The following is an 18,164-nucleotide window of genomic DNA, read 5'->3' as shown; positions in this document are numbered from 1 at the left end:
CGGTGACGCGCCGGCTCAGTACTGGCTCTTCTTCTCCCAGTCCGGGTCGAAACCGCCCGCCCGCGCCACTGTCACGTAGTCCTGGTAGGACGCCGCGACCAGCACGGCGGGCAGATCCGCGACCCGGACGGGCCCCGGCCTCCCGGAACGCCGGAAGGCAAGCTCGGTGACCGCCGCAGGAATGTTCTCCTCGGGGACGGTCGAGCCCGTGAACCCGATCTCCACAGTGACGCCGAGGCTCGGGTACTCCTTGACGTAGCGGTCGAACCACCCGTTGTCCCGGGACTCCGGTCGCACGAAGCCGCGCTTGGCCGCTCGCCCGCGGATCGCGAACGAGTCGGACAGCCACCCCCGGTGGTCCGCGATCTCGGTCGCCCCCACCGAGAGCTGCGGCAGCCCGACGGCGTCCGACCCGAAGCCTTGATCGAACAACGGGGTGATCGCATAGTCGGCCAAGTGCTCGCGCCACGCCTCCGTGTCCGGCCCGGGGCCTGGCAGCGTGACGGCGTGCGCCACCGAAACCCTCGCTCCGTCGGGCAGCACGACGTCGCCGTCGTCGACCCCGATCAGCGCGCCGCCGTCGCCGGGCCGGAAGGAGACGGCGCCTGGCGTCCTGTTGCCGAGAGCGCCCGAGCCGCCGTCGGGCAATGCGGCGACCCAGACCAGGCGCGCCGCGAGGCGCGACATGAGCGGGTGCCCCAGGACGAACTCGCGCCATTCGTCAGCGCCCCACGTGCGGCCAGAGCACATGCCCTCCACGAGCCGCTGTGTCTGTGCCGCGACCACGGCCTTCAGCTCCTTCCGGCTCGCCGTCAGCTGCTTCTTCGCCTCGCCGTAGGCGTCGCCGTCCGAGGAGCGCTTGGCCGGCAGTGCCTTGACGACCTTGCCCTCCGGGTTGCGCAGCTCGAGCGTGAACGTCTTCGTGAGACGACCCGTGAACACCCGGTCCTCCTCCGGCGACGCCCCGCCGTCGGAGGTGCCGAGATCGAGGCGCAGCACGCCATCGTCGTCGAACCCCGCGGTCGGCACCGTGCGATCGGCGAGCTGGTCGGCGTCCCAGCCGCGGTGGTCGGCGAGGTCCTGCGCGAGCCCGGCCGCGACCTCCTGGACGCTGCGCTGGCTGAACCGGCGCGACACCGCCAGCAGAAGCTGCACCGCGGCCTGGTCCCCGTTCGCGGCCAGCGCGCGCACGAGCGCCTCCGCCTGCGCCCGGCGGCCCTTGTTCCCCCTGAAGTAGTGCTGTGCGGCCGCGGCCAGATCGGAGCCTGGCATCCCGACCGTGAGGGCGAGCAGCCCCTTCTCCTTCACCGCCGAGGCGAGGTACTGCCCCTGGTGCTGCCGGAACAGCGCGTTGTAATGGTCCTCGACCGACATCTCCGCCAGCGACGCGTAGTCCCGCGGATAGGCCTGCGCCATCCACTGGTGGCTCTCGTACCGGCGCGGCGCCTCGTCCTCGGCGAACCCCCTCGACGCCTCGACCGGAGGATGGATCGTGTCCTGCGCGATCCACGCGCTCAGCACGAACGACCCGAGCGCCTTCCGGGACTCCGGGTCCAGCATCGAGACGTACCGCGCGAACAGTCCCTCGCCGCTGGGATCCTTCAGCGCGCAGGCCAGGACCACCCACCAGCGCAACAGTTCGGCCGGAACGACGGTGCCGTCCGCCCAGCGCGCCTCGGGCAGCTGCCCGAACGGGAACCAGCGCTCCAGCTCGCGCGGAACCTGACCCGTCAGGCCCTTGGTGGCCTCGGCGAACAGCACATCCGGCGCGACGTCGGCCGAGATGTCGTCACCCAGGGCCTCCAGCGCCGACAGCAGCGCCGCCCGCACGGCCTCCTTGCGTTCCTTCGCCAGCACGGCGCGCAGCGCCGGCACGGCCGCCGGGTCGCCGATCCGCGCCAGCCAGGCCGCCGCCGAAGCCCGGATCTCCGCCTTCTTCTCGCTCAGGCCTTGCTCGCCGAGGCGCCGTGCGCCCGGATGGGAGCGCAGTATCCCCTGTGCCGCGGCCCGGAGCCCCTTGCCCCCGCTCAGGGCGAGCTCGCCGAGCCGTGGGAGCACGGCAGTGGGCGCCACCGGGAACGCCCGCAGGATGCCCAGTGCGCGGTCGAAGGCGAAGTCCCACCTGATGTCGTCGTCGCCCGGGGTCAGCCGCGCCACGAGCAGGTCGGGATGCTCCGCGAAGTAGGGCCAGATGTCCGACGCCGCAGGCCAGCCGGACTCCCGGTTCTGCTCGAAGACGAGGTCGTCGATCAGCCGCTCGGTGTCGGCGACCCCGCACCGGACGAACGCCGACTCCAGGGCCCGTAGGTCGCCGAGGTCCGGGGCTGCGGTGTCCAGCCACCAGGTCGCCCGCTCCGGACGGCCGTGGTACGCGAGCAGCAGCCGTACCCGGGCCACCAGCGTCGTCGCGGGCAGCCGTACGACCTGTCGCATGAGCCAGCTCGCTGTCGCCTGGGTGGGGCGCCCATCCTTACCGTCCGCCCACACCCCGACTCGGAACGTGTGGTCGTTCATCAGTCGGACGGCGGCGCGGAGCTCCGCATCCGTGATGCCGCGGAGGAAGGTCAGGTCGTCGTCCGCCTGGCGGGCCGCATCGTCGGACGCAGCGGCGCGGAGCTGCTCGGCGGCTTTCGCGGTCTGACTGTCCAGGAGGGCACGGGCCGCGACGACGAGCTCGTCGCCGAGCACGATGTCCGGCTCCGGCTCGAACGGCGGGACGGTGACCTCCACCCGATCGGCGAGAAGCGCCTCGGCACGCTCCAGCGTCTGGCGGAGCAGCCGGGTCCGGGGAGCCTCACCGCCGGCGCCGTTGATCGCCTCCCGGATCGCGGACAGCCCGCCCGGGAGCGACGAGACGCGTGCCAGGAGCCCGCCGACCCGGTCGAGTGGTGCAGTGACCAGGTGCGGCGCGAGCAGCCGCACCTCGTCGGCGCCGTCGAGGCCGGACAACAGGTCCCGGGCCGCGGACCGCACGCGCTCACGAGAGTCGGCGGCGAGCGCCGCGACCAGCTCGCCGTGCCGCGGCAGGTCCCGCTTCGCGCAGCGCAGGAACGTCTGCGTCCCCCATTCGCTGAGGGACTCCAGCGCCTGCGGCAGCACGTCCGCACGGGTCGCGAGGGCCGCGCCCAAGGCCTCGGTCCAGTGGTACCCGTTCTCCAGCATGACGCGCAGGACCAGCGGTGCGGCCTCGTCCTCGGGCACACCGCCCTCGCGCGCGAGCGACACCAGGAAGCCGTGGGTCCAGCGCTCGTCGGTGTCCTGCGAGCTCCCCGCGTCGAACATCAGCAGCGAGAGCCACCGGGGTGCCTCCTCGGGCAACACCTTGCCGGTCGTCACCGCGTCGAGCAGGTGGCCCAGCCGCACGAGGGCAGGAGCTGCCGCCGTGGCGTAGATCGTCCCGCGCGCTGCCACGCCCGCCCCTGCTTCCCAGCCCGGGTGCAGAGCGGCCACCTGCTGGACCAGGGTCCCGCGGACCTTGAAGTCGGGAATCCGGGCCGCCGGCTTGTTCATCAGCTGATCGACGTCGCCGGTCCTCGCGGTCCTGAGCGCGGCCACCACCTCAGGCGTCGTGCCGTCCCGCACGAACCCCACCGCCTGCTCGAACAGGTCCTCGCCCTTGATCCGCAGCGGGGAGAGCGCGTCACCGTATGCCGCCTCCAGCGACGTGGCGCCGCCCGCCCCCGCCCCCGTCTCCGCTCCCGGTGCCGGCTCCGCCACGTCTGCCGTCCTCTGTGTCATCTCGCCCGCTCGCCTCTTCCCGCTGATCGGTTGCGTCTTCGCTGTGCTGTCTCTCAGTGCTCCGCCCTCACTCAGTACTCGCTCTTCTTCTCCCAGTCCGGGTCGAAGGCACCGCCGTCGGCGACGGTCAGGTAGTCCCGGTAGGACACCGCCAGCAGTGCCTTCGGCACGTCCTTGATCGCGAGGCGTCCCCGCTCGCCCCACGTGCCGGTGCGGCGGAACGCGAGCTCCCGCATGGCCGCCGTGATGTTCTCCTCGGGCAGGAACGCGCCGGTGAACTCCAGCTCGACGGTGAGGCCGAGCGTCGGGTACTCCTTGCAGTAGGCGCTGAACCAGCCGGCATCCTCCGCCTGGGACCGCGTGTACCCCAGCTTCGTGGCCCGGCCGCGGATCGTGAACGAGTCGCTGAGCCAGCCCTTGCGGGTCTCGATCGCGGTGGCGACGTCGGCCACCTCGGGCAGCGCACCCGCCTGTGCCCCCGGCTCCTCGGCGCCAAGCCCCTGGTCGAACAGCGGCGTGACCTCGTAGTCGGCGAGGTGGGAGCGCCAGGCCGGCGCACCCGACTCGTCGTCGTCCCCGAGGGTGGCCGCGTGCACCAGCGAAACCTGCGCATCGTCAGGGAGGGTGACGTCCTCGTCGTCGACGCCGATCAGCGCGCCGCCGTCGCCGGGCCGGAACGTCACCGCCTCCGAGACGCCCGGCAGCTCAGCGGCCCACACCAGCCGCGCGGCAAGGCGCGACATGAGCGGGTGCCCCAGGACGAACTCGCGCCAGTCGGCGTACACCCAGGTGCGGCCGGTGACCATGGCCTCGGCGAAGCGCTGCGTCTGCAGCGCCACGACGGCCTTCAGCTCGGCACGCGACACCTTGAGCTGCTTCTTCGCCTCGGCGTACGCCTCGTCGTCGTCGGACGCGCGCTGGGCCGGCAGGGCCTTGACGACCTTGCCCGCCGGGTTGCGCAGCTCCAGTGTGAACGCCTCGGTGATCCGCCCGGTGACCACGCGCTCGCCGTCGGGCGAGCCGAGGTCCAGGCGCAGGATGCCGTCGTCGTCGAAGCCGGCGGTCTGGACCGTGCGGTCGGCGAGCTGGTCGGCGTCCCAGCCGTTGCGGTCGGCGATGTCCTGGGCGAGCGCCGAAGCGGTCTCCTGGACGGTGCGCTGCTTGAACCGGCGCGAGACCGCGAGGAGCTGCTGCACCGCTGCCCCCTCGCCGTTCGCGGCAAGTGCCCGCACGAGATACTCGGCCTGCGCGCGGCGGCCCTTGTGGGCGGCGAAGTAGTGCTGTGCGGTGGTGGCGAGCTCGGCTCCGGGCATCCCGACCGTGAGGGCGAGCAGCCCCTTCTCCTGCGTGGCCGAGCCGAGGTAGGTGGCCTGGTCCTGCCGGTAGAGGCTCTTCCAGAGGTCCTCGACGGTCTGTCCCGCCTGGTTGGCGTAGTACTCGGGGTACTGCTTGATCGAGGCCTGCAGGCTGGTCCAGCGCGACTGCGCGTGCCGGTCGGCGTACGCACGGGAGCTCTCGACCGACGGGCCCCGGGTGTCCTGAGCCACCCAGGCACGCAGCACGAACGAGCCGAGCGCGGCCTGGGACGCGGCGTCCAGCAGTCCGACGTACCGGGCGATCAGGCCCTCACCGCTCGGTGCCTTCAGCTTGGTGGCTAGCACCACCCACCAGCGGACGACGTCGCGCGGCACGACGGCGCCCTGCTCACCGGCAGACTCACCGGCAGAGCCGGCCCAGCGCACCTCGGGAAGCTGGTCGAACGGGAACCAGTCGAGGCTCGCCGGCAGCTTGCTCTCCAGTCCCTTGGCGGCCTCCGCCGCCAGGACCGCCGGCGCGAGGTCGGCCGAGATGTCGTCGCCGAGGGTCTCCAGCGCGGAGAGCAGCGTGGCGCGCGCGGCCTCCCGGCGTTCCTTCTTCAGCGCGGCACGCAGGGCCGGCACCGCCGCCGGGTCACCGATCCGTGAGAGCCAGGCCGCCGCCGAGGCACGTACCTCGGCCTTGGGGTCGGCGAGCGCCTGCTCGGCCAGGTTGCGTGCCCCGGCGTGCGCCTCGAGCACCTCCTGGGCGGCGCGGCGGTGCGTCTTGCCCGTCCCGAGCGCGAGCACCGTGAGCCGCGGCAGCAGGCTCGGCGGGACGGCGGGGAACTCCCGCAGGAGCCGCAGCGCGGTGCCGGTGCCGTTGCGGTACGGCTCCTCCGTACCGAGGTAGCGGTCCAGGACCTCTATGCGCTCGGCGAAGTAGGGCCAGACCACGGACGGCGCGAGCACCTCGCCGGCCCACCAGGTCTGGAACACCATGTCGCGGACCTGCTCGTCGGCGTTCGGCACCCCGGCGCGGGCAAGTCCGTCGTGGACCTGGCGCAGGTCGGTGGCCTGGTCGAGGTACGGCCGCAGGGGCCACACGAAGTTCCGCCGTGTGTCCCCGTCCTGGAGCGTGAGCACGCGGATCGCCAGCATGAGCCCGGGCTCGGTGAACAGGTTCCGGAGCTCGCCAGCGAGCCACTGGAAGAGCACGGCGTTCTGGCGGCGCGTCTTGTTCGTGGTGGCCACGGCACCGGTCACACGGTCCGGGACAGCCGCGAGGTTGGCGTCGGTGATCGACAGGAGCTCCTTGAGGCTGCGCTGCGCGCGTTCGGCCCAGTACTTGTTCGCGTTGCCGCCGCGCTTGGCGAGATCGAGCTGGACGCGTGCCTTGGCGATCTGCTCGTCGAGCACCTTGCGGGCCCCGGCCGCCCAGCCGGGTTCCACCACCGGCTCGGGGAAGGGCTCGTACCCGGGGACCTCGATCGTGAAGTCCTTGCCCGCGTCCGTGCCCGCATCCGTGCTGGAGTCGTCCAGGGCGCGGGACCGCTCCACGGTCTGCGCAAGGAGCCGCACCCGTGCGCTCTGGCCTGCCGCCACCTTGCCGTTCTCGTCGCGGAGCGCGGCCAATGCGTCTTCGAGCGCGGCGATACCGCCGTCCAGGCCGACCAGCCGCGTGACCACCTCGCCCAGCTGTCCCGTAGGAACCTTGGCGAGGTAGGGCCGCAGCAGTGCGACCTGCGCGGCGTCGTCATGCACGGCGAGGTGGCTCAGAGCCCTCGTCCGCACGCCCTTCGCCTTGTCCACGGCGAGCGTCGCCACGATCTCGACCAGCCCGGCCTCGGCCGTGCGCTTCCCGATGCGGTTCAGCACCTCCTGCTTGCCGTGCGCGCCGAGCTGGGCCGTGACGTCGGCGAGCATGCCGACGTGCTCGGTCACGTACCGGTCGAACTCCTGGCGCCCGGCCATTGCCTGGCGCGGGTCCTGGTACCAGGAACGCTCGTTGGTTCCCCGGTACAGGATCGCCATGAGGACGGTGCGTGCCGCATCGGCGGCAGGTATCCCGCCCTCGACGGCGACCTGCTCCAGGAACGCGGGCGTCAGCCGGGCGGCGACCTCGGCGACCGACTTGCCGGAGCGGTGCCTCTCGTTGGTCCCCCGACGTGCCCCGTCGTACACCAGGACGTAGAACCACTCGGGCACCGCGTCGGGTGCCTCGTCGGTGCGGCACACCTGCGCGAGCAGCCGGCCCAGGCGGGCCAGCACCGCCACGTCGGCCGACGCGTAGAGGCGCCCGCGCGCCGTGATGCCAAAGCCTTCGCTCCAGCCCTTGTGCACCGCCGCGACCTGCTTGATGACGTCGGGCGACACCCACCCCGACCAGATTTTGAGGGGTGCGCCGAACAAGCCGTCCAGGCTCGTGTTGCCCGACTGCTGCACGTTCACGAGCACCTCGGGTGTCGAGCCCTCGAGCACGTACCCGACGGCGTCGTCGTACAGCCCGGTGCTCAGCAGCTTCAGCGGGGCCAGTGCGTCACGCACCGCCTTCACCGTCGTGTCGCCGCCCTTTACCCGGTCCACCAGCTCCTGCAGCATCTCGTTCCTCACCCAGCCGTCGGGCACAGGGCACACCTCACCCCTGTGACGCACCGCATAAGCAGTGCGCGCCACAAGTTAGCGGTGACCACTGACATGCCAGGCTGGTGACCAGCACGGGCGCCGTGACGCGGGCACCCGTGCTGGTCCCCTCCCTACGGGACCAGGCGGTGCAGGTCCCTCGGGAACGGCGTCACCTCGCGGACGTTGGCCGCCCCAACGAGGCGCGCCACCCACCGCTCCAGCCCGATCGCGAACCCGCCGTGCGGCGGCATCCCGTGCCGGAACGCCGCCAGGTACGGCGCGTACGACGCCGGGTCCTCGCCGCGTGCCTCGATCGCCGCGACGTAGTCGGCGTACCTGTGCAGGCGCTGTCCGCCCGTGACCAGCTCGAGCCCGCGGAACAGCAGGTCGAAGCTGTTGCTCCACCGCTCAGTTCCGGAAACAGAGCCGGCGCCCGGGCCCGGACCGGAGCCCGGTTCCGGGTGCGTGTAGAACGGCCGCTTCGCCATCGGATACCCCTCGACCGCGACGAAGTCCGACCCGTGCTCGGCGAGCGCCCACTCCCCCAGCGCCCGCTCGTGCTCGGGTGCGAGGTCCGGCTCGTCGGACGGCGCCCCGACCAGCTCCAGGGCGTCGGCGAAGTGCAGCACCGGGATCTGGGCCGGGACCTCGGGCACCTCGATACCCAGCCGGTCCGCGGCCCCCGAGCCGCGCACGGCGTCGGCCATCCCGGCGATCACCTCGCGCAGCACCGCGAGCACGTCGCGGTGGTCGCGGATGAACCCGAGCTCGACGTCCAGCGAGCGGTACTCCGCGAGGTGCCGCACCGTGTCGTGCGGTTCGGCCCGGAACACCGGGCCCACCTCGTAGACCCGCTCGAAGACGCCGACCATCTGCTGCTTGTAGAACTGCGGCGACTGCGCCAGGTACGCGGGCCGGCCGAAGTAGTCGACTGCGAACACGTTCGCCCCCGACTCGGTCGCCGTGCCCACGAGCTTGGGCGTGCAGACCTCGGTGAAGCCGGCGGCGTCCAGCGTGGCGCGGAACCCGCGCAGGCTCGCCGCCGCGACCTCCCAGCGCGCCTTCTGCGCGGGATGCCGCCAGGCGACAGCGGCATGGTCGAGCAGCGTGGGCAGCCCGGCGGTCAGCGCCGGGCGCCACAGCTCGACGGGCGGGGTCTCGGCGGCGTCCGTCAGCGGTGTGAAGACGGGTTCGGTGACCTCCACACCGCCCGGAGCCTGCGGGTTCGCGGTCACGGTGCCGGTCACCTCGACGGTGGTCTCCTCGGGCGGCACCTCCAGCGTCTGCCCGACGCCGGAGCGCACCACCACCTGGGCGAAGCCGGTGCGGTCGCGCAGCACCAGGAACGTCACGGTCGCCAGCGCACGACGGCGGTGGACCCAGCCCTGCAGACGCACGGCCGACCCCGGCGGGACGACGGGAAGGTCGCTCGCGAGGGTGCGGGCGAGATGGCTCGCAGGGGTGCCTCCGCGGTGGCCAGCGGTGGTGCTGGCGGCGTCGGCAGACGTGCTCGGGGATGGCAAAGGTGGTCTCATCAGTCCTCCAGAGAGCGAAAGCCCTGGAGGAGCGGGCGGGGGCCAGATCGCGGTGCCACCACTCCTTTGCCGGGAACCCCGGCCTCTCGTCGGTCCGCCGAACGCGCGGGCAGGCGCTTGCCCGGTCACCCGGGCCGAGGTTCGTCACGCCTCACGCCAGCCACAGCAAACGCTACGCCAGCCACGGATAGACCCGCCACCCCATTCCGACGCCCACGTCTCGCGACACGAATGTCAGTGGTCGACGGCGAGCCACTGGCGCACCGCCCGGCCTACCGCGTCGGCGTCCTCCAGAGGGACCAGGTGACCGCGGCCCGGGAACTCCACGAGCTCGGGGGCGCCCGGAAGCGCGCCACGGAGCCGCCCGGCCTGCTCGAACGGGATCCACGGATCCTCGGTCGCCCACCCGACCCGGACGGGACAGCGCACCTCGCCGAGCCGGCCCACGATCGGCCGGGTGTGAGCGGGCGAGAGCTGGGCGATCTGCCGGTAGAACGCCGCCTGCCCGGCCTCGTCGCGCCAGGGCTCGGTGAGCATCTCGATGGCCTCGGCGGGCAGGCCCTGGTTCGCGGCGCCGGCGATGTACTCCTTGGTGAGCGCGGCGTGCAGCGGTCCGGGTATCGCCGCGAAGACCGACTCGTTCTCCGCCACGAGCCGGAAGAACGGCGACCCCCACGGGTCCAGCATCACGATGTCGAGCAGGAACAGGCTCGCGAAGTCGGCGTCCTCCAGGAGATGGGCGCCGAGCGCTACCGCTCCCCCGATGTCGTGCGCCACGACGTGCGGCCGGTCCAGCGACCAGTGCCGTAGGAGCGCCGCGAACCGCTCGCGCTGGGCGACGAGGTCGACCGGTTGCGCCGCGTCCTTCGGCGATGCGCCGTACCCCGGCATGTCCCACAGGAACACGCGGTGGTCCCGGCTCAGCGCGAGCGCCACCGGAGCCCACACCTGCACGGACCACGGGGTGCCGTGACAGAGCACGACGTCGGCGACGGGCTTCCGGTCCGCCGGCTCGAGCACGTAGGTCGCGACGCCGGTCCCGCCGACGTCGACGAAGACGGGCTCGGGCAGGAGCGATCGGGTGCTGGAAGACGGCTTGGCGGAGGGCGAAGTCATGGGCACGCCACGACCATAGACCGCGACACCCACATCCCCGGGGCTGCCCAAGGCCCCGCGGGGCGTGGGTGTCCCGGCCGGTCACATGTCGCCGAGCGACCACCGCGGCACGTCGGCGAGCGAGCCGCGCCAGAACGGGGCGGCCCCGCCCTCCGCGACGCGATTGCTCACGACGGACGCCGCGTGGTCGGAGTAGAGCCCGAGCTGCGGCAGGTCCTCCTGCCAGATGGCCTGGAGCTCGTCGTAGATTTCTGCGCGCGCGTCCGTGTCGGGCTCGCTCTTGGCCTGGGCCAGGAGCTCGTCCACCCGCTCGCTCGAGTAGCCCGTGTAGTTGCTGGAGCCCTGCGAGCCGTACATGAACGTCACGTCGGGGTCGATGTTGAACGTGTTGCCGATCAGGAGCATGTCGTAGTCGCCGGCGTCCGCCATGGTCAGCAGGGTCGGGAAGTCGACGTTCGTCTGCTCGACCTCGAAGCCGACGGCCTCCAGGTTCTGCAGGATGATGTCCGCGGACTGCTCCCGGATCGCGTTACCCGTGGGGACCACGAAGCGGAGCGTGGTGTCCTCGTCGAAGTCCGTGCCGTCGAGGAGCTCGCGCGACAGGTCGGGGTCGTAGCCGAGCGGCTCCAGGTCGGTGTCGACGTACGGGCTCTGGCTCGTGTAGGGCCCGTCGACGATCTGCCCGTTGCCCTGCAGCAGCTGGTCGACGATCTGCTCGCGGTTGATGGCGTGGGCCATCGCGCGCCGCACGTCGACGTCCGGGATCGTCTCGACGTTGAACTCGATGAACTGCACACCGAGCGTCTCGTCGATGCGCGTCGTGACATTGTCCAGGCCCTCGACGGTGGCCAGGTCCTGGACCGGGATGTTGCCGATGCCGCCGCCCGAGTTCATGTGGATGGCCCCCGCCTGCAGGTCACCCGCCAGGTTCGCCGCCGGCATGATGCGGACGGCGATGCTCGGGACCTCTGGCGTCCCCTCGTGGTAGTCCTCGCGCGCCGTGTACTCGATGGACACGTCCTTCGTGTAGTCCGCGAACGTGTACGGGCCCGAGGTGACGTCCGGCAGCTGGGCGAACCCGCTCTCCCCGAAGTCGGCGGGCGGGACGTCCTCCAGGTGGTGCGCCGGGAGGATGAAGAGGCGACTGCCGATGATCTCGCTGATGTAGTTCGGGTCCACCGGCTGCGCCGTCCGCAGCTCGACGGTCTGCTCGTCGACGACGGTCACGCCGGGGATCTCGGTCTCCCCCTCCGGCAGCTTGCCCGTGACGGGGTCGACGCCGTCGAGCGAGGAGATGCTGGTGCCGAGCGAGGTGACGGACGCCGGGTGCGCGATGAGGTTCAGCGTGAAGGCGACGTCGGCCGAGGTCACGGGCTCGCCGTCGGACCAGGTGGCCTCGGGGTCGAGGTGCACCGTGTAGGTCTGGTTGTCCTCGGTGTCGATGGACGTGGCCAGCTCCGGGGCGAACTGGAGCGGCTCGGGCTGGTCGAGCAGCGAGTCGAGGACGAACTCGTTGGCCCACTGGCCGGCGACGTCCGTCTGGTTGATCGGGTTGAAGCTGGCGACCGGGTTGATGTTCCCGATGACCAGGCTCTCGCCGTCGGCCCCGCTGCCCGCGGAGGCGCCGCCGTCCGCCTGCCCCTCGGAGAACCCGCCACCGCACGCGGCCAGCGCGAGCACGACAACCGACGCGGGCAGCGCCGCCCTGGCTCTCACGACGGCCTTCACGACGCACCCCCGAGCTGCCACTGTGGCAGATCGGCGAGCGTGCCCGGCCAGAACGGCGCGGCGCCGCCCTCGGTCAGCTCGTTGCTCACCACGCTGGTCGCGTAGTCGGAGTAGGTGGTCATGATCGGCATGTCCTCCTGCCAGATGGCCTGCAGCTCGTGGTAGATCTCCTCGCGCGCGGCCGGGTCCGGCTCGGCCTTGCCCTGGGCGAGGAGCTCGTCCACGCGCGGGTTGTCGTAGCCCATGTAGTTGAAGGCGCCCGAGCTGCTGTACAGCGCCGACATGTCCGGGTCGACGTTGAACGTGAAGCCCATGAGCAGCAGGTCGAACTCGCCCTCGCGGGCCATGCTCTGCACGGTCGGGAAGTCGAAGTTGGACTGCTCGACCGTGAAGCCGACGGCCTCGAGGTTCTGCAGGATGATGTCCGCCGACTGCTCCCGGATCGCATTGCCCGTAGGCACCACGAACCGCAGGGTCCGGTCCTCGCCGTCGGCGTCCGCGGCCTGCTCCTCGGAGAAGCCGCCGCCGCAGGCGGCGAGGGCGAGCGTGACTACGAGGGCAAGTCCGCGGGTAGCGCCGACGACGACGGCCGGCGCTCGCGACGGCACCCGCGGTGAGACCGCGCGCCGCGGATGAACGGTGGAACGGGACACGTCGTACCTTCTTTCGTCGGGACTACTTCGCCAGATGACCTCGGGTCAGGCCGCCGCCACCGCTTCGGCGGGGGAGGCCGACAGCTTTGCCATGGTGGTGACGGCCAGCTCCGCGAGCGCCGCCGCCTGCTCGCCGAGCAGGGAGTCGTCGAACCGGACCTTGGCCGAGTGGTTCGACGGCGCTCCGTCCGCGGGCACGTCGTCGGGCCGGGCGCCGAGGTGGATGAAGCAGCCGGGCACCCGTTCGAGCACGTAGGAGAAGTCCTCGGAGCCCATGATCGGGTCGGGCCGCTCGGTCACCCGGTCCTCGCCGTACAGGCCGGCGAGGACCTCCTTGGCGTGGTCCCACATCTCGGGGTCGTTGACGGTGACCGGGTAGAGCTGCTGGAAGTCGGCGTCGGCGGTGCAGCCGTGGGCGGCGGCCACGTTCTGGACGAGCTGCGGCAGCTCGGCCGAGACCTGTTCGAACGTCTCGCGGGAGAGGGTGCGCACGGACGCGTCGATCTCGGCGGTGGACGGGATGACGTTGAACGCGGTCCCGGCCTGCAGCCGGCCGACAGTGACGACGACGGGGTCGAAGACGCTGTGCCGCCGGGTGACATAGGACTGGAGGGCGCCGACGATCTCGGCGGCGACCGGCACCGGGTCGACGGACATCCACGGGGACGAGCCGTGGCCGCCCTTGCCGTGGACGGTCACGCGCAGCACGTTCGCGCCGGCCATGGAGGTGCCGGGCTTGGTGAGGAACAGGCCCTTGTCCTCGATCGCGGAGACGTGGATGCCGAACGCGGCGTCGACCGGCGTGCCGGCGGCGTCGAGCAGGCCTTCCTCGATCATGGGCAGCGCGCCGCCGGGACCCTCCTCGGCGGGCTGGAACATGAAGATGACGGTGCCCGCCAGGTCGGCCTTCCGGGCGCTGAGCAGGCGGGCCGCGCCGACGAGACCGGCGACGTGCAGGTCGTGCCCGCACGCGTGCATGGTGCCGGTGGTCGAGGCGAACGGCTCCCCCGAGTCCTCCACGACGGGCAGGCCGTCCATGTCGCCGCGCAGCAGGACGGTCGGCCCCACGAGATCCCCGCGCAGGACGGCGGTGACGGAGCTGAGGCCCGTGCCGGTGGTGATCTCCAGCGGCAGGCCCTCCAGCGCGTCGAGCACCGCGGCCTGCGTCTGCGGCAGGTGCAGGCCGAGCTCGGGGTGCTGGTGGATCCGCCGTCGCAGGGCGACGAGGTCGTCGTGAATCAGTGCTGCGTCGTCAACGAAGCCCACGTTGTCTCCCTCAGTGTTGATCTGCGTGTGTTCAGCGATGGGACTTGGTCTCGCGGGACTCCAGCGCGTCGCGCAGCCCGTCCCCGACGAAGTTGATGGCCAGCACCGTCACGAAGATCGCGATGCCGGGCGGCAGCCACAGCCACGGCTGGCTGGTCATGACGGTGATCGACTGGGCGTCGCTGAGCATGTTTCCCCAGGACGCGGCGGGCGGTCGCACGCCGAGGCCCAGGAAGCTCAGGCCGGACTCGAGGATGATCGCGTTCGCGATCCCGAACGTGGCGTTGACGATGATCGGCGAGAGCGCGTTCGGCAGGATGTGCTGGAACAGGATCTTCGGCGTGCTGTACCCGAGCGAGACGCCCGCCTTGACGTAGTCCTGGTTCTTGATCGACAGCACCGAGCCGCGCACGAGGCGCGAGATCACCGGCCAGCCGAGGAGGCCGATCGCGAGCGTGATGTTCAGCAGGCTCGGGCCGATGACGGCGACCAGGATCAGGATGACCATGAAGTACGGGAACGACATGAAGACGTCGGCGACGCGCATCAGCACGGCGTCGACCACCTTGCCGTAGTACCCGGCCGCCAGGCCGAGGCAGACGCCGATGACCACGTACACCGAGACCGCGCCGACGCTCACCGTGATCGAGACGCGGGTGCCGAAGACGAGCCGGCTGAGCACGTCCCGGCCCACGGGGTCCGTCCCCAGCAGGTGAGCGGACGACGGCGCGGCCTGGAACTCGTCGAAGATCTGGTTCGGGTCGTGCGGCGCGATCAGCGGGGCGAGGACCGCCACGAGGATCATCGCCACGAAGACGACCAGCCCGATGCCGGCGAGGCGGTGCTTGAAGAACCTGCGGACCACGCTCCGCAGGTAGGACTCCTCCCTGCCCAGGCTCGCGGCGACGGCGCGGGCGGCCGCGCTCCGGGCGGCGGCCGCGGTCCGAGTGGTGGCTGCGCTCATGAGTACTCGATTCGCGGGTCGACGACGGCGTAGACGATGTCGGCCAGGAGGTTCGCGCCGAAGACCGCGAGCGCCGCGATGAGGTTGACGCCCATCAGCACGGAGTAGTCGCGGGACGAGATCGCCTGGATGGTGAGCATGCCCAGGCCGGGCCACTGGAAGATCTGCTCGGTGACGACGGCGCCGCCGAGCAGGCCGGCGAGGTCGACGGTGAGCACGGTGACGAGCGGGATCAGCGCGTTGCGCAGGGCGTGCTTGCGGGTGACGACGCCGGGCGCTAGCCCCTTGGCGTGCGCGGTGCGGATGTAGTCCTCGGAGAGGGCGTCGACCATCGAGGACCGGACGTACCGGACCATGTTCCCGGCGATCGCCGTCGACAGGACGATGACGGGCAGGATCAGGTGGCTCAGCCCGTCCCACAGCCCGCCGCCACCGCCGCCGATGGTGACCATGTTGCCGGTGGGGAGCCAGCCGAGCTGCAGCGAGAAGATGTAGATCAGGCCGAGGCCGAGGAAGAAGTTCGGCACGGAGACGCCGAAGAACGCTCCGCCGACGACCGTGTAGTCGGCCCAGGTGCCCTTCCGCCGGGCGGCGAGGATGCCCACCGGGACCGCTATCGCGTACGCCACCACGAGGGACGCGCCCATGAGGAGGAGGGTGGGGCCGATCCGGGCTCCGATGACGTCGGCGACCGGGGCGCGGGAGACGTAGGACAGGCCGAGGTCGCCGCGCAGGAGCTGGCCGAGCCAGTTCAGGTACTGGACGATGATCGGCTGGTCCAGGCCGAGCGCGGCCTCCACGCGTTCCTTGTAGTCGGGCGAGGCGTTGGGGTCGAGGTAGAGGTCGGCCGGGCTGCCGGGCGCGAGCTGGACGATGAAGAAGTTGAGGACGGTGACGCCCAGGAGGACGGGGATCGAGATCAGGATCCGCCGGATGATGTAGGTGGTCACGCGGCCTCCCCGAGCGGGAAGTGGCATGCGAAGGCGTGGCTGCCGCCCTGCGCGCCGCCCGTGAGCCGGGGCTCCTCCGTGCGGCACTTCTCGCGCGCGAACGGGCAGCGCGTATGGAAGACGCAGCCCGACGGCGGCTTGGCCGCGTTGGGCACGTCGCCCTCGACGACTATCCGCTCCCTGCCGCGCTGGTGGGGGTTGGGCGCCGGGTAGGCGTCCAGCAGGGTCTCCGTGTACGGGTGGCGCGGGCCGGCGAACAGGTCCGCCGTCGTCGCGACCTCCATGACCTTGCCCAGGTACATGACGACTATCCGGTCGCTGATGTACCGCACGGCGCCCAGGCCGTGGGAGATGAAGACGTAGGTGAGGCCGAGCTCCGTCTGCAGGTCCCGGAGCAGGTTGAGCACCTGGGCCTGGATGGAGACGTCGAGCGCGGACACCGGCTCGTCGAGGACCAGGAGGGTCGGGTCGAGCATGAGCGCCCGCGCGATGCCGACCCGCTGCCGCTGGCCGCCGGAGAGCTCGTGCGGGTACCGGCCCTTGAACTGCGCCGACAGGCCGACCCGGTCGAGCATCTCCGTGACCCGCTCGCCCGCGACCTTGCGCGAGGCGCGGCGGTGCGCGAGCAGCGGCTCGGCGAGGAGGTCGCCGATGCGCTTCTGCGGGTTGAGCGAGGAGTACGGGTCCTGGAAGACCATCTGCAGGTCGAGGCGCACGCGCCGCAGCTCCCGGGTGTTCAGACCCGCCAGGTCGCGGCCCTCGAAGACGACGGCGCCCGAGGTCGGGTTCTCGAGCCGGATGATCGCCCGGCCCGTGGTGGACTTGCCGCAGCCGGACTCCCCCACGATGCCGAGGGTCTCGCCGGGGAACACGTCGAAGCTGACGCCGTCCACCGCGCGCACGGTGCCGGTCTGCCGGGAGACGATCCCGCCCCGGATCGGGTAGTGGAGCGTGAGGTCCTGGACGCTCAGCAGCGGCTGGCCGTCGGGCACCCCGGCGCGCTCGCGCGCCTTGCGGGTGGTCAACTCGGTCGCGCTCATGACGCCACCGCCGTCGTCGTCTCGTCGCGGACGGCGGCCTGCTCGCCCGAGTAGAGGAAGCACCGGACCAGGTGCTTGCCCGTGGTGCTCGTCTCCAGCAGGTCGGGGCGTTCCGCGCGGCACCGGTCCATGACCGACGGGCAGCGGTCCTGGAAGCGGCAGCCGCTCGGCATGTTCGCCAGCGCCGGCACGGAGCCCGGGATCGATTCGAGCCGGGCGTCGTCGTCGGCGCCGAGGTGCGGGATCGACTTCATCAGGCCCACGGTGTACGGGTGCCTGGGGTGGTCGAACAGCTCGAAGACGTCGGCCTCCTCGACCACCTGGCCCGCGTACATCACCGCCACCTTGTCGGCCATCTCCGCGACGACGCCGAGGTCGTGGGTGATGAGGATGGTGGCGGTCTGCGAGGCCGCGGCCAGCCTCTTCATCAGGGCAAGGATCTGCGCCTGGATGGTCACGTCCAGGGCGGTGGTGGGCTCGTCGGCCACCAGGAGGGCGGGCGAGCAGCTCAGCGCCATGGCGATCATGACGCGCTGGCGCATCCCGCCGGAGAGCCGGTGCGGGTAGTCCCGCACGATCTGCTCGGCGCGGGGCACACCGACCAGCTCCAGGAGCTCGACGGCGCGCTTCGCGGCGTCCTGACGGGAGAGGCCGAGGTGCAGCAGCATGCCCTCGGTCAGCTGGTCGCCGATCGTCAGGACCGGGTTCAGCGACGTCATCGGCTCCTGGAAGATCATGGCGAGCGAGTTGCCGCGGTTCTCGCGCATCTCGGGCTCGGACAGGTCGAGCAGACTGACGTCGTCGAAGCGGATCTCGCCGTCCGTCACCCGCCCGTTGCGCGGGAGAAGTCCCATGATCGACAGAGCGGTGACGGACTTCCCGCTGCCCGACTCCCCGACGAGGCAGATGGTCTCGCCCCGGTCGAGGTCGAAGCTCACCTCGTCGACCGCGACCGCGGAGCCGGCGTCCGATCCGAACTCGGTCCTCAGTCCTCTGACCTGTAGCAGGGATCCCACAGTGCCTCACTCCCCGATCGATCGCGACGATTCGTCGGAGTCAAACAGCGGGGTGTTTCACCCGGCTTCGGGGGCGGTTTCACCCGCGTTCCCATATCGGCGCCTGTGTGACTGCGCGATTACGTCACGAATGACAGAAGTTCCGAGCCCGAGGGTTACGGCAGCCGAAGTTAGGCTGACCTAACTTGGCTTGCTATGATCGCCACGTGATGACACGTTGTCAGCACGTCAGCGCTGC

The 18,164-nt window shown here is 71.4% G+C and carries 11 protein-coding genes; all 11 read right to left on the bottom strand.

The features are described 5' to 3' along the window. Positions 1-15: 15 nt before the first annotated feature. Positions 16-3,717, bottom strand: coding sequence for a DUF4132 domain-containing protein (locus EW117_RS16510; RefSeq protein ID WP_129787803.1), 3,702 nt, complete (start codon positions 3,715-3,717; stop codon positions 16-18). Between the two features lie 92 nt (positions 3,718-3,809). Continuing rightward, positions 3,810-7,661 (bottom strand): DUF4132 domain-containing protein, encoded by a 3,852-nt coding sequence (locus EW117_RS16505; RefSeq protein WP_129787802.1) that lies wholly within the window; start codon positions 7,659-7,661, stop codon positions 3,810-3,812. Between the two features lie 128 nt (positions 7,662-7,789). Further along, on the bottom strand, positions 7,790-9,181 hold the full coding sequence (aspS, locus tag EW117_RS16500; protein ID WP_277986470.1) for an aspartate--tRNA(Asn) ligase: 1,392 nt from the start codon (positions 9,179-9,181) through the stop codon (positions 7,790-7,792). Between the two features lie 246 nt (positions 9,182-9,427). Then, entirely contained in the window at positions 9,428-10,309 is an 882-nt protein-coding gene (locus tag EW117_RS16495) for an alpha/beta fold hydrolase (RefSeq protein ID WP_129787801.1), read from the bottom strand. An 81-nt stretch (positions 10,310-10,390) separates the two neighbouring features. Next, entirely contained in the window at positions 10,391-12,025 is a 1,635-nt protein-coding gene (locus tag EW117_RS16490; protein ID WP_165362727.1) for an ABC transporter substrate-binding protein, read from the bottom strand. A gap of 8 nt (positions 12,026-12,033) precedes the next feature. Beyond that, entirely contained in the window at positions 12,034-12,690 is a 657-nt protein-coding gene (locus EW117_RS16485; protein ID WP_165362726.1) for an ABC transporter substrate-binding protein, read from the bottom strand. 45 nt (positions 12,691-12,735) lie between these two features. Next, positions 12,736-13,956, bottom strand: coding sequence for a M20 metallopeptidase family protein (locus EW117_RS16480; protein ID WP_129787798.1), 1,221 nt, complete (start codon positions 13,954-13,956; stop codon positions 12,736-12,738). A gap of 31 nt (positions 13,957-13,987) precedes the next feature. Then, the gene (opp4C, locus tag EW117_RS16475) at positions 13,988-14,920 is read right to left on the bottom strand and encodes an oligopeptide ABC transporter permease (protein ID WP_129787797.1); all 933 of its coding nucleotides are present in this window, start codon (positions 14,918-14,920) and stop codon (positions 13,988-13,990) included. Continuing rightward, positions 14,917-15,870, bottom strand: coding sequence for an ABC transporter permease (locus EW117_RS16470; RefSeq protein WP_129787796.1), 954 nt, complete (start codon positions 15,868-15,870; stop codon positions 14,917-14,919). The genes opp4C and EW117_RS16470 overlap by 4 nt, the downstream gene beginning before the upstream one ends. Beyond that, positions 15,867-16,910, bottom strand: a complete 1,044-nt coding sequence (locus tag EW117_RS16465) for an ABC transporter ATP-binding protein (RefSeq protein ID WP_129787795.1) — start codon at positions 16,908-16,910, stop codon at positions 15,867-15,869. The genes EW117_RS16470 and EW117_RS16465 overlap by 4 nt, the downstream gene beginning before the upstream one ends. Further along, a complete protein-coding gene (locus EW117_RS16460) occupies positions 16,907-17,926 on the bottom strand; it encodes an ABC transporter ATP-binding protein (RefSeq protein ID WP_129787794.1) in 1,020 nt (339 codons plus the stop codon). The genes EW117_RS16465 and EW117_RS16460 overlap by 4 nt, the downstream gene beginning before the upstream one ends. Positions 17,927-18,164 lie beyond the last annotated feature (238 nt).

This window comes from Promicromonospora panici (assembly GCF_900608595.1).
Lineage (GTDB): Bacteria > Actinomycetota > Actinomycetes > Actinomycetales > Cellulomonadaceae > Promicromonospora > Promicromonospora panici.
Note: the sequence above shows the minus strand (reverse complement) of the source record. Positions and strands in the feature narration are given on the sequence as shown.